This window comes from Anabaena sp. CCY 9910, assembly GCF_963920875.1.
GTDB lineage: Bacteria > Cyanobacteriota > Cyanobacteriia > Cyanobacteriales > Nostocaceae > Trichormus > Trichormus variabilis.
Window position 1 is genome coordinate 154,905 of record NZ_CAWUDJ010000003.1, and the last position, 12,753, is coordinate 167,657.

The following is a 12,753-nucleotide window of genomic DNA, read 5'->3' on the forward strand; positions in this document are numbered from 1 at the left end:
GACCAATCATTTATTAACTATGGCTGTAAAAGTTTTAGTCCCCACCGCTCTGCAAAATTTCACAAATAATCAAGCTGCTTTAGAATCTAGTGGTAGCAGTATTGCAGAACTCCTAGATTCTTTAGAAAAAAGCTTTCCCGGTATTAAAGCGCGGTTGTGCGATGACAATGGACAGCCACGGCGTTTTTTGAATTTATACGTCAACAGCGAAGATATCCGCTTTTTAGATGGGACAGCTACACCGTTGAAAGATGGTGATGAAGTCAGTATCGTACCTGCTGTAGCGGGTGGTTGAGGTTTATCCATACTTTTTCCCCTAATTTTGGGGGAGAAAGTTATATATTATTAATATTCAACTTGAGTAAGTTGTTGTAACCAGTAACTATTGTCATCAATGGTGACGATAATTCTGTCGTAAGATTCATTCTGTAGATCAATATTTAAATAGCTATCATCTCGATCTACATACCAGAACTCTTTACCTCGTTCAGTATAATAAGTACCTGCTTTGATTATCCCAGGAATAAAGCTACCTGGTGCGCGTAGTTCTTTCCAACTACTTTGAGGTTTAGCGATTGTCACTTGCTTGATATGCGCTAAGGGTATGAGCCAAAGTTTTTGGAACCGAACAGCCAGTAATTGCTCTTGCCATGTAAATTCTAGTCGTAATTTGTCCTCAACTATATTCAACAGCATTTCCACCCCTTCCTGACTATTTTTACTTCTATTGTTATCCCAAGACCTTTGCTTGTGGATATATTCAATGAAATTATTCCCGAATTTTGACTGAATATAAACTGATTAGCCAAACTTGGTAGTTGTAGTAGATAAATAAATTGAAAAATGATTAATAGCAACTTAGAACAGTTTGCCAGTGACAATTACGCGGGTATTTGTCCAGAAGCAATGGACTACATGATTAAAGCTAATCAAGGTAGTGCGCCAGCTTACGGAAATGATGAATGGACGCAAAAAGCCGCAGACTATTTTCGAGAACTTTTTGAAATTGATTGCGAGGTATTTTTTACTTTTAACGGTACAGCCGCAAATTCATTATCTTTGGCTGCACTTTGTCAGTCATATCACAGCGTAATTTGTCATGAGACAGCACATATAGAAACAGATGAATGTGGCGCACCAGAGTTTGCTTCTAATGGTTCTAAGCTGTTACTTGCTAAAGGCGAAAATGGTAAGTTAACACCACAGGAGATACAGTCTGTAATCACGAAACGGGCTGATATTCATTATCCTAAACCAAAAGTTATTAGTATTACTCAAGCTACAGAATTAGGAACTTTGTATTCTATAGAAGAACTTTTAGCTATTAAAGAAGTTGCCCACAAGTATCAATTAAAAATTCACATGGACGGCGCGCGCTTTGCCAATGCAGTTGCAGCTATGAATAAAAGTCCAGCAGAGATGAGTTGGAAAAATGGCGTAGATGTATTGTGTTTCTGTGGGACAAAAAATGGTATGGCATTGGGGGAAGCAATTATATTTTTTAATCGAGCCTTAGCAGAAGACTTTGATTATCGTTGCAAACAAGCAGGACAATTAGCATCAAAAATGCGGTTTATTTCTGCGCCGTGGTTAGGTTTGTTAGAAACTGGCGCGTGGTTAAAAAATGCTCGATACGCGAATCAATGTGCGGCTTATTTAGAGAATGAATTGTTAAAGATAGAAGGTGTGGAAATTATGTTTCCCCGTGAAGCTAATGCAGTTTTTGTCAAACTACCAGAGCAAGTTATTAATGACTTAAAAGCAAAAAATTGGCTATTTTATACTTTCATAGGGGTGGGTGGTGTCCGCTTTATGTGTTCTTGGAATACCACCAAAGGCAGAATTGATCAATTGATTGGAGATATTAAAACAGGATTGGGCTAAATTGTGGCGACTAGTAGCAGTTAATTTATAAATAAAAATAAGTAATACAAATACATAAGATTTTTCGACTACTGTGTATTGATTATTCTCTATTGATCTCATGACTAAATAACTAATAACTATTGACTGGCTATCCTATGTCAAAATGAAGGTAATTTATTACCTAAAGGTAAGCGATCGCTCGACAAGCTAGACAAAGGATAACCTGAGCAATGGCAGATCCAACCAATCAAAATCAACCGGGAGACGCAGTTCCCAGCACTGTTGACCAAAAAGCCCCCACTGTCGCTGAAGAAAACGCCCCCAGCACTAGCGAACCAGTAGCGACAAACCTTCCTACTGCCAACACGCCAGATCCCCAAGCAGCGAACCCGAAGACTAACCCCAATGCTGCTAAACCAACTGCTGCACCTCCTAAGGAAGAAAAACCAGCCGCAGCCGCTAAAGCTGCGAAGAAAGAGAAAGCCCCATCTGTGGAAGACAAGCCATTCGTAGAGTTCATGGAGCAAGACTACTTGCCGGCTTTGCAAAAGGCGATTACTGCGGAAGGAGTGAAAGATTTACAGCTTTCTTTCGCCAAGCAAAAGCTACCCATTGCTGGTTTGTCATCGGCGGAAGAATACTGGCAAGTAATTGGTAGTTGGCAAAACGGTCAACGCCAATTTAATGTGTATTTCCCTGATGAAGATATTCAGGGCAAAAAAGGTTTTTCTTGCAATGAAGGCAGAAGACCAAGCACCCTAGAGTCATTTTTAATCGATGAGCGCAAAATTACACTGGATATGTTGGTATCTCGTCTGGTGTATCGCTTAAACGGTCAGAAGTGGTTGGGGAGAAACTAGGTTTTTTTAGATTACCGACTTCTTCAAGAAGTCGGTAATCTGAGTCCTAGTTAAGTTCATAAAAGTGATAGGTGACGGCTCCAGTAATGGGGTCGTTGTCTATTTTGACGTAACCTGATTTCAGCATTTCCTTGAGCGTGGCTTCTACTTCTGTAAAGCTGGCTCCTGTGGCTTTGACTCCTTGAGTCACAGTTAAACTACCGCCTTTGGTTTCTGCGGCTTCAATGAGTTTGACTATCAGTTGGTCTTTGGTTAAACGCTGGGTTTGGGATGTAGTGATTGGCTGATTTAGAGGTACACCTAAGGGAGACACACCAGCTTTTAGTCTCAGTTGCTGTTCATATTCGTCAACCATACCAGGCATGAGAAACAAATCCACAAACTGCCCGATGCCAAATACTCCCCCTGTGCATAGCCACAACAAACCAGTGCCAATTTTGCCGTTGTAGAGCCGATGTAGTCCTCCTAAACCAAGAAACCAGGCCGCACTCAAAATGTAAGAGACAAGCACACGGTCTTTCTGCTGATGATTAACAGTCATGTTGTGGTTAACCCCTTGGATTTACGCTTGTTTTCTGGGATAGTGTCTCGTTGCTGTTTTGTTTGAGAGCTGCATATCAGCTACGCCGGGAAAAATGCGATCGCCTGATGCACAGAAATATTTGATAATTCTACTAACTCAATTGTAGTTAAGTACCCCCACTCGCCTTTGTTCCCTGCTCTGGCAAAGACGCTACGCCAATGCTGAGAGTGAGGATTTGCCCGATACGTTAACCACCAAATTCCCCCCATCGATTCCGCAAATGTTGAACTATTGTTGCAACTCTTAACGTTTTGCCTACCAGTTTACCTCTGCACCTTGGTAGACTGAATTTTATACAAACTAATTATTGTCGGCTGTTGCGCTTTGTGAGAGCCTAAACTTGGTTCTTCGGGTGTACTCAAGATAATCAAGACAAAAGAGCAATTAGGACATGGTAGATTCCCTAAAAAAACCAGGCTTTGAAGAAATCCGTCCGGGCGTTAAAGTCCCGGCAAAAGAAACTCTATTAACACCCCGGTTTTACACCACTGATTTTGATGAGATGGCACGGATGGACATCTCCGTCAATGAAGACGAGTTACTAGCCATTCTGGAAGAATTCCGGACTGACTATAACCGCCATCACTTTGTTCGGGATGCCGAGTTTGAAAAATCCTGGGATCACATTGACGGGGATACTCGCCGCTTGTTCGTAGAATTTCTCGAACGGTCTTGTACAGCAGAATTCTCCGGCTTTTTGCTTTACAAAGAACTCGGTCGCCGTTTGAAAGATAAAAGCCCAGTTTTGGCAGAGTGCTTTAACCTCATGTCACGGGACGAAGCGCGTCATGCAGGCTTTTTGAACAAAGCGATGTCAGACTTTAACCTGTCTCTTGACTTAGGGTTTTTAACTAAGAGCCGTAACTATACCTTCTTTAAGCCAAAATTCATTTTCTACGCTACCTACCTTTCAGAAAAGATTGGTTACTGGCGCTATATCACCATTTATCGCCACTTGGAAGCACATCCAGAAGACAGAATTTATCCAATTTTCCGGTTCTTTGAGAACTGGTGTCAGGATGAAAACCGTCACGGAGATTTCTTTGATGCCATCATGAAATCTCAGCCACAAATGTTGAACGACTGGAAGGCGAAACTGTGGAGTCGTTTCTTCCTGTTGTCGGTGTTTGCGACGATGTATCTCAATGATATTCAACGTAAAGACTTCTACGCTTCCATCGGTTTAGATGCACGAGATTATGACATCTACGTGATTAAGAAAACCAATGAAACCGCAGGTAGAGTATTTCCAGTAATTCTGGATGTGGATAGCCCAGAATTTTACGAACGCTTAGATATATGTGTTGAGAATAGCGAAAAATTGAGTGCGATCGCTAGCTCTAATACTCCCAAGTTCCTGCAATTCTTCCAGAAATTACCAGTATTAGCATCTACTGGCTGGCAATTATTACGCCTGTACTTGATGAAACCAATTGATGCTGTTTCTGCCCAAGGCGCAGCGCGTTAAGTTGTAACATTTTTTCAATGCTCAGTGGTTCTGTTTTACACAGAGCCACTTTTTTTATGTCAAAAATCTACTAGAAGACGCGATAAATCGTAGAAGACGCGATTCATCGCGTCTCTACAAATGGTTTATCGTACATAAAAGGGTTTAAGCCCCCTGCGTCTATACCTAGTATCATTTTCAGTCGGGGATTTAAACCCTGACTGAAAATGTCTTTAATTTTGAATTTTGAATTTTGAATTTTGAATTGTTAAACGTAAATCCTCATCTCCCCAATATCACCCTCAAGGGTACTGTCAGTATATGGGGATCAGCCGTTAGGTTAGTTATGTAGTTTCCCAGTAAACAATTGTATGACAGACCTAATAGACCCATCTCAAATTATTGTTAGACCAAGACCAACTTTACTTTCAACTTTTGAACTGTTGGTGAAACCAATTGCTCCTGTTGGTTCTGGCCCTAGTGTTGTAGCACGTACGGTTATCCAAGGTTACTTTTTAACCATTGCCAACACCAGTAACTCAGATATCAAAGTACGGTTACAATTTACTGCCACAACCCCAGAATTAGATTTAACTAATACTGTTACTATCACCGATGTTCAAGGTGTTAACGACTTTTCTGACCTCACCCCCATTGTTGGTGACCCCAAAAGATTTATCTTTAATTTAGGTATTGGTGCTAACGACACAGCTTTATTTACCCTGTTGCCTGATGTCAGCAAACCAGAGGTAATCAAAGCTAACTCTTTGGAAGTGCGGGGATATGTAGAAATCGCTTTAACATCTCCATCTGGTTCTGTGAGGTTGCTGCTGACACCAGAACACCGTGGTACATTTGTACCGCAGAACTTTGATGCTGTTCGCGCTCCTGATTTTGACCAACTAGTGTATGCTTTGCCTACATCCACCGGACAAAGTGAGTTTACGCTGACAGGCCCAGCCAAACCCAACAAGGAACTCAAGTTAGAAATTAAAGAGATTGAGAAACTAGTTGAGAACAAACTGGCAGAAACATTACCAGTAACACCCCAGGCACAAATACCCAATGACCTACAGCGAGTTATCGGTCTGATGGCTCAACGTCTGGATGAGTTAGAACAACGTACTGTCAGTAACGGCAATGGACGCGCTTTTATCCAAGCAGAGGAACGCCCTAGCGTTGGTCACCACGTAATTAATCAATAGGGGCAGTATTCATGATAGTGATTGTCGCCAGTCGCCACGATAAAGCCGCCGAGGCACTGGCTCTTCGTTGGATGGCTGATGATGCCCAACTGTTAACAGTTGAAGATTTGTCGGTAGCGGGATGGCGACATTACTTAGATTCTCCCCTTGATTCTACAGCTGTAATTGGTGGGCAGGCGATCGCAGTTGCCAAAATTACTGGCGTTCTCACCCGCCTACCTTACCTTCCTGAACAGGAATTACGGCACATTGCCCCAGAAGACCGCGCCTATGTGGCAGCAGAAATGAATGCTTTCCTCGTTTCCTGGTTATCTGGGTTACAATGTCCCGTTTTAAATCGACCAACGCCTACATATTTACTGGGGCCTAATTGGCGACCACAGCAATGGGTGTATGCAGCCTCTCAAATTGGTATACCCGTGGGTGCAGTCAGACGACGAGTAGCATTATCTACACCTATCCAGGCTCAGGTTTTAGAAAAACCACCTGTAACTGTCACCGTTGTAGGTCATCGTTGTCTTGGCCAGGTAGATGATAACCTGGCGACTCATGCCAAACGCCTTGCTGGTGCGGCAAAGGTTGACTTGTTAACAGTGCAGTTTAGCAGCAGTGAAGCTAACGCAGAGTTTTTAAATGCTGAGTTGTGGGCTGATATTTCTCACCCAGAAATATGTGATGCCATTTTAGAACATTTGAGTGGAGGGGATGGCAAATGTTGATTTTGTTATGGGGACTTCCTGAGGATTCACCTTTAGCCGCCGTTTACTCAGAATTGATAGGTCTAGGTATTCCCACCATACTGTTGAACCAACGAGATATTTTAGCAACAGAAATTGAATTATTTGTGGGGGAATCAGTGCAAGGTGTCCTTCGGACTCCACAGCAAACAATTGACCTGAGTGCAGTCACGGCTGCTTACATTCGCCCCTACGACTCCCGTCGCCTACCCCAAATAGAACAAGCTGGTATAAATAGTTTAGCTTGGCAGCAGGCGATCGCGATCGATGATACTTTGTTATGTTGGTCGGAAATTACCCCAGCCTTGGTAATTAACCGTCCCGCCGCGATGGCTCCTAATGGTTCCAAACCTTACCAACTAGAGCAGATTCGTCAGCTAGGCTTCCAGATTCCGGCAACCTTAGTGACCACAGACCCCAACGCTGTGCAAGCTTTTTGGCAACAACATGGCAATATTATTTACAAGTCCATCAGTGGTATTCGCAGCAAAGTCTCCCGCCTCAACCCAGAACATCTAGAACGCCTTGCCAATGTATCCTGGTGTCCGACTCAGTTTCAGCAGTATATTCCTGGTAGAGATTATCGAGTTCATGTAGTAGGTACAGAGGTTTTTGCTAGTGAAGTGATTTCCTCAGCCGATGATTATCGTTATGTAGCCCAAAATGAAGAGTCTACAGTTATCCGAGCTTGTGAAATTCCCCAAGAGGTAGAAGCGAAATGTCTGGTCTTAGCTCAAGCCATCAACTTACCCCTCTGCGGTATAGATTTACGCCAAACACCAGAAGGTGAATGGTACTGCTTTGAAGTTAATCCTTCCCCTGGGTTTACCTACTATGAATATGCTACCAGTCAAACGATTAGTAGAGCGATCGCTCATTTACTCGCAGCAGGCAAAATAGATACGGAAATCACTGAAAAGCACGGGAGCAAATTACCAAAAATCACCGTCAGCAATACTTAAAAACCATCCAGATGTCATACCAATGCTGAAAGGTTTGAGAAGCCAACTACCACTGCTGTTAACATTCTGCTTATTCACAAGCCTGCTACCTGCTTCTGGCTCAGTTTTATGTTCTGCTGTTGCCTATGAGAGATATGAAACAGCAGGTAGTAAAGGTACTGATGGGCGGGAGGGTAGAAATGGCCGTGATGGAGACAATCAAACTATCTTTGTTGATGGTTCACCAGTAAATATTGACCTATCTGGTAAAGACGGTGAAGACGGTGAAGATGGCGAACGAGGCGACAGACCTGATTGTGGGAAGCAACCCAACAACCCCAGCTATGACATTCATGCACGTAATGGTGGCCCAGGTGGGAATGGTGGCGCAGGTGGAAATGGCGGTAACGGTGGTTTGCTGACCGTTTACTACGCAAATTTGGCAGACTTGCGAAAAATTTTCGTGCGTGCAACTCCTGGAGATGGTGGGCGAGGTGGTCGGGGTGGTAATGGTACAGCCGGTTGTAATTGTCGGCGACGCAATTGGGAGATAGAAACCTGTAAAGGTACTCCGGGTACTGCTGATTATAAATGTACAAAGAAACGCTACAGGTGTTACGACGGCCAAGATGGGCGTGATGGTAGTGACGGAAAGAACGGTGAAAGAGGGCGTTTAGGAATTCTCAGTATTGTTAATAGCAAGGAACCCTTAGTTGCTGACAATCCCACCTTGACAGTAAATTTGGCGGAAATTCCAGGGAAAAAGTTAAACCTATCGAAAAATAAATGGAATCTGCGACCAGGCGCAACTTCTTTACTTGCACCTGGTTCTGTTATTGGTGATGAGTACCGAGAATTTGCCCAGCGTTTAGAACAAACTGTGCAGATAGTCTGGCAAGAGAAACAACCCATCAGCAGTTTTGCTAATCAAAGCCTGACTGTAAGTTTAAATGACGATAAACAAGTAGAAGTCAATTTTCCGGAAGATTTGTGGTTAGCTGGTAGCACCAGTAGCCAGGCTAACTTGACAACATTTACTGTCAACCATGCTATTCCCAAACAAGATGTGACCCGGTTAGCTGTGGCAGAATTTGCCGATGCAGGAGAAAAGCTGAACTTAAAAATAGTTGATTTAGCCGGGAAATCTGATGCGCTGCAAACTCAGTTTCGCGTCAAATTCAGGACAAAAGATAACTCCGGTGGCTTTTCTGACTACAAAACTGTATATGAAGGTGATATCCCCAAAGAACTTGTCACCCGTGACTATAACCGCTTTACCCTGGCTTTAGGTAAATTAAAAATTCCCTCTGATGCCCTAACTCCTGGTGTGAACGTTGATATTGAAATATTAGCTACCCGTTCTTTGGCTGGACGTTCTGCCAAGCAGACGATTAATTGGCAAGGGGCAATTCGTCGAGAAAGATAGAGCGGAAAGGGATACTCTTGAGGAATAGGAAAAGGTGCAGGGGGCAGGGAGATGGGGAGAAGTTTCCCCCTGCCTCTTCCGGTCACAAGTCACGACGAAGAGGGAAAGAGGTTTTTTCTCTCATTCGTAGTGTGAGCAAATCATATTAGATACTTAATTAATTGGGTAATTTCCCTGAACTTCATACTTTCTTTACAGAAATCACCAAAAAACTGGCTTTTCTTCACCTGAAAAACAAAGTAGCTGCTTATTAGAGGGATTACACTGAGTCTGGATAAAATTTAACCAAACCACGTTGATAAATTCTATGTACAAATAATATTACCTAAGTTGTGAGATTCTGATTCTTCTTTGCGCTAGCTTGATTAGCTGAGGAGATAAACCAGAGATTCATCTGACTGATGTTGATGGGAAAGTCACTGGCTTTTGAAAATGATCCGGATAAGAATTTCATAATCCATAAACAGGATACTATGAAGAGTTTATATTTGTATACTGATTTTTATATTAAGGATGGTAGACTTACTGAGGTGCAACTCTTTTAGATAAATTGATTGTGGTGTTCCATTACATAGGAAATAATTCTTATCACTACGTAAGTGTGAAGGATTGATCAGTACTGAAATTTCGTAATCTACTCATGCTCAAATACTGAGAAAATATTATGAGAGACCACTTGCATAATGAAAAAGGCAAGTTTTACTGGAAAATCCTCCTGAAATTGATGATATATGGTACTTGTTCAACAGTACTATTCACGGCTAGTATCGTAATTGTTAAATCCCTGTTTTTCTACTTTAATTCTATTACCAAGTCTAGTTATCCTACTTCAGTTCCTTGGATAAACAGCCAGTATGAATGTGAGTATACAGGCAGGACTTGGAATGACAATCAGTGTTGGGATAAAGAACAAAGTCCTTGGTTTTGAATACCTTGCTTCTATAGTTAACTCGATTGTCGCCAATGTATTGGTATTTCCACATTATCAGGTAAGCGAGTCGTGCGATCGCCTATGGCAATACTAACTTGTTGAGGTTTTAAATTTTTGACTCCTGTGAGAATTGCTCCGGCTAATTTAACATCACAAAAGTTAGTATCGGATAGGTTAGCCCCTACGAGATTGCACTGAGAAAGATTGGCTTGATAGAGGCTGGCTCTTTGTAAATTTGCTCCCATCAAATTGGCTTTACACAAATCTGCTTCCGTCAAACTGGCCTCAGTGAAGTCAGCAAATAACATCTCTGTTTGTTGTAACTTAGCTGCATTTAAATTCGCTTCAGCAAGATTAGCACCGTTGAGATTTGCACCCTGTAAATTTGCGCCAATGAGACCACAAAGATATAAGTTAGCCTTACCAAGTTTGGCTCCTTGTAGGTTAGCTAAGAACAGCTTTGCACCGGAAAGATTAGCCAATTTCAATATTGCGTGTTGCAAATTGACTTTATAAAGATTAGCACCTGGCAAGTTGGCTGCACGCAGACTTGCACCCATAAGATTAGCACCGCGTAAATTTGCACCACCAAGTTCCGCACGATTCAAATTTGCGCCTTGTATGTTTGCGCCTTGCAAATTTGCTTTCAAAAAATTAGCCTCAAACAGAATAGAACCAGCCAGTTCTGCACCCTCAAGATTTGCTCCACTGAAATCACAACCCCGCAAATCTGCTCCGCGAAAATCACAACCCCGCAAGTCCGCTCGTTGTAAATTTGCTCCCAATAGTTCTACTCGCCTGAGATTAATATTACGCAAATCAAGTCGTTTATCTCCCTCCTCTTGTAAGTAATTACGTCTACCCACAACCGTCAGAGCCACTTGAATATCCCTACGGATTTTTGGTGATTCTTCATGAACATTCAAGCGCAACTGTGTTGTTCGGCGCTCGCCTTGCTTATACCGACCCAGGGGTGTTGGCTGTGATTCATCTTCCTTTTGCTCTTGTTCTTCTCGAACAGAAGCATTCTCTCGAATAAATGCTGTCAGAATTTCGATAACTGTCCAGTGTTCTTGGGGAAAATCTTGGGCGACTTTTTCTAACACATAAATTGCCCCTGTGCGGGTTTCAATTTTGTCATGTCCAAGCTGGGTAACAGCAGTCATCAGACGTTCTGAAATTAATCTATCTTCAGATAGTTTGGCATTTTGAATGCTGATTTCTAAATTTTTTTCGGCAGCCAAAGCACTTTTAATAATGACATCTACGCGCTTGGCTGCATAGTAAGCATTAATCATTACACCCAAGCCCAAAAAAATGATGGCAGTAATTGTTAGTGCTTGATTTCTAGATTGTAATTTTTGCTGTATGGTCAACCCTTGAGGATTGGAAGATGCAAATAAAATCACAGCTATAGTAACGGCAAATATCACGGTTATGCCAATCAACCAACGCCATAATTTGTCTGTCTTATTAGCAGGCATAATCGTATCATTCCTTACCACACACAATTAATACTCATGTGTTTTTCAGAAAATAATACACCATTTAAATCTAAATTTAAATATGGTACTGAGTGCATTAATTGATGCGTTGATAAGTAGAGGAATGGGTAATTTAATAATTATTTAAGAATTTAGAAGTCAGAATCCCGTTGAGAATGAGAAAGTAAAGAATTTACATCTGATTCATTCTGATATATTGATTCTGGATGGAGAATGTTTACAGGATTATTATCTATTAGAAGTGTCGGCCGTAGTAAATTTTGCTTCTCGTAGATTTGCCCCGTTAAATATTGCCTCATGTAAAATTACTTCCTGTAAATTAGCTAAATATAAATTTGCTCCTGCCAAATTTGCCCCCGTGAGATTTGCACCGACTAGGTTTGCAGCACTAAGGATGGAGCCAGATAAATTTGCCCCAGCTAAGTTAGCACCAGAAAGGTTGGCGGCGGTCAAAATTGCCCCACAGAGATTGGCTTGTAATAAATTTGCACCAGCGAGATTAACACGATAGAGATTCGCGTTTTCTAGATTGGCTTTGCTGAGATTCGCTCCCGCTATATCGATATGGCTCAAATCTAATTGTTGATTTTCTGGGTCTTGCGTTGTATCCCTATGAGCAATCACAGTCAAAGCAGCTTGAATTTCTGCATCAATTGATGATGTTAGCTGTGCGGACGAGATATTATTAGCACAATTGTGGATAAAATTGCTGAGAACTTCCATGATTAGCCAGTGCTGTTTTGGATAATCATGGGCTATTTGCTTTAGCTCATAAATGGCTTTGAGCCTGGTTTCTATTGTTTGATTGTGGTGCAAGTCTCTTATAGCTTCTTGTAAGCGTTGGGTGATGCTATTTCGCTCACCACAGGCGATCTTTTTTTGACCAGAAAAAACTATCCTATCAATGAGATTCTCTATTAAATTGTTGTGTTGTATCTTTCCTGCAACTGTACGATAAACATTAAAAATCATGGTTAACATAATTAAAGATAATATTTAATATCCATCATGAACGGCGGACACCAGGACAGATGAAAAAACCCGTCTTTATTTCCCTAAGTTCCCTGCGGGAAGATGAACCGTAGCTTGCTTCGCCGCCTGCCCAGCTTTACGGCCAACTAACCCTGCCTTTTTTCAGTTAGAAACTACCTGCTATTTTGCATATATTTTTTGATTTTTAATATTCGTAAATATAATTATAATTATCGAGAATACAGAACAAATGTTACTTCTTCTGGCAGAAGATATTAAT

13 protein-coding genes are annotated in these 12,753 nt (G+C 41.7%); 8 read left to right on the top strand and 5 right to left on the bottom strand.

Going from position 1 to position 12,753, the window contains the following annotated elements:
- Positions 1-19: 19 nt before the first annotated feature.
- Entirely contained in the window at positions 20-295 is a 276-nt protein-coding gene (locus ACM5QX_RS04380; protein WP_010997445.1) for a MoaD/ThiS family protein, read from the top strand.
- Positions 296-345: 50 nt separating this feature from the next.
- Here the strand turns inward: ACM5QX_RS04380 and ACM5QX_RS04385 are convergent, their stop codons facing one another.
- A complete protein-coding gene (locus ACM5QX_RS04385; protein ID WP_414752533.1) occupies positions 346-696 on the bottom strand; it encodes a hypothetical protein in 351 nt (116 codons plus the stop codon).
- A 150-nt stretch (positions 697-846) separates the two neighbouring features.
- Between ACM5QX_RS04385 and ACM5QX_RS04390 the strand changes: the two genes are divergently transcribed.
- The gene (locus ACM5QX_RS04390; protein WP_414752644.1) at positions 847-1,884 is read left to right on the top strand and encodes a low specificity L-threonine aldolase; all 1,038 of its coding nucleotides are present in this window, start codon (positions 847-849) and stop codon (positions 1,882-1,884) included.
- A 212-nt stretch (positions 1,885-2,096) separates the two neighbouring features.
- A complete protein-coding gene (locus tag ACM5QX_RS04395) occupies positions 2,097-2,726 on the top strand; it encodes a DUF2996 domain-containing protein (RefSeq protein WP_414752534.1) in 630 nt (209 codons plus the stop codon).
- A gap of 46 nt (positions 2,727-2,772) precedes the next feature.
- Here ACM5QX_RS04395 and ACM5QX_RS04400 read toward each other — a convergent pair whose 3' ends face one another.
- Both ACM5QX_RS04400 and ACM5QX_RS04405 read right to left on the bottom strand, forming a co-directional pair.
- Positions 2,773-3,267, bottom strand: coding sequence for an NINE protein (locus tag ACM5QX_RS04400; protein ID WP_190568829.1), 495 nt, complete (start codon positions 3,265-3,267; stop codon positions 2,773-2,775).
- An 80-nt stretch (positions 3,268-3,347) separates the two neighbouring features.
- Entirely contained in the window at positions 3,348-3,518 is a 171-nt protein-coding gene (locus tag ACM5QX_RS04405; RefSeq protein WP_414752535.1) for a hypothetical protein, read from the bottom strand.
- A gap of 182 nt (positions 3,519-3,700) precedes the next feature.
- On the opposite strand from ACM5QX_RS04405, the gene acsF reads away from it, so the two are divergent.
- From acsF to ACM5QX_RS04430, 5 genes are all read left to right on the top strand, one after another.
- Positions 3,701-4,777, top strand: coding sequence for a magnesium-protoporphyrin IX monomethyl ester (oxidative) cyclase (gene acsF / locus ACM5QX_RS04410; RefSeq protein WP_011321608.1), 1,077 nt, complete (start codon positions 3,701-3,703; stop codon positions 4,775-4,777).
- A gap of 350 nt (positions 4,778-5,127) precedes the next feature.
- A complete protein-coding gene (locus ACM5QX_RS04415; protein ID WP_414752536.1) occupies positions 5,128-5,961 on the top strand; it encodes a hypothetical protein in 834 nt (277 codons plus the stop codon).
- Between the two features lie 11 nt (positions 5,962-5,972).
- Positions 5,973-6,680, top strand: coding sequence for a hypothetical protein (locus ACM5QX_RS04420; RefSeq protein WP_414752537.1), 708 nt, complete (start codon positions 5,973-5,975; stop codon positions 6,678-6,680).
- Complete coding sequence (locus ACM5QX_RS04425; protein WP_414752538.1) at positions 6,674-7,660, top strand: ATP-grasp domain-containing protein; 987 nt, start codon at positions 6,674-6,676, stop codon at positions 7,658-7,660. Before ACM5QX_RS04420 ends, ACM5QX_RS04425 begins: the two co-directional genes overlap by 7 nt.
- Before the next feature lie 22 nt (positions 7,661-7,682).
- Complete coding sequence (locus ACM5QX_RS04430; protein ID WP_414752539.1) at positions 7,683-9,065, top strand: collagen-like protein; 1,383 nt, start codon at positions 7,683-7,685, stop codon at positions 9,063-9,065.
- A gap of 945 nt (positions 9,066-10,010) precedes the next feature.
- Here ACM5QX_RS04430 and ACM5QX_RS04435 read toward each other — a convergent pair.
- Both ACM5QX_RS04435 and ACM5QX_RS04440 read right to left on the bottom strand, forming a co-directional pair.
- Complete coding sequence (locus ACM5QX_RS04435) at positions 10,011-11,480, bottom strand: pentapeptide repeat-containing protein (RefSeq protein WP_414752540.1); 1,470 nt, start codon at positions 11,478-11,480, stop codon at positions 10,011-10,013.
- A 249-nt stretch (positions 11,481-11,729) separates the two neighbouring features.
- Positions 11,730-12,482 (bottom strand): pentapeptide repeat-containing protein, encoded by a 753-nt coding sequence (locus tag ACM5QX_RS04440; RefSeq protein ID WP_011321614.1) that lies wholly within the window; start codon positions 12,480-12,482, stop codon positions 11,730-11,732.
- Positions 12,483-12,753 lie beyond the last annotated feature (271 nt).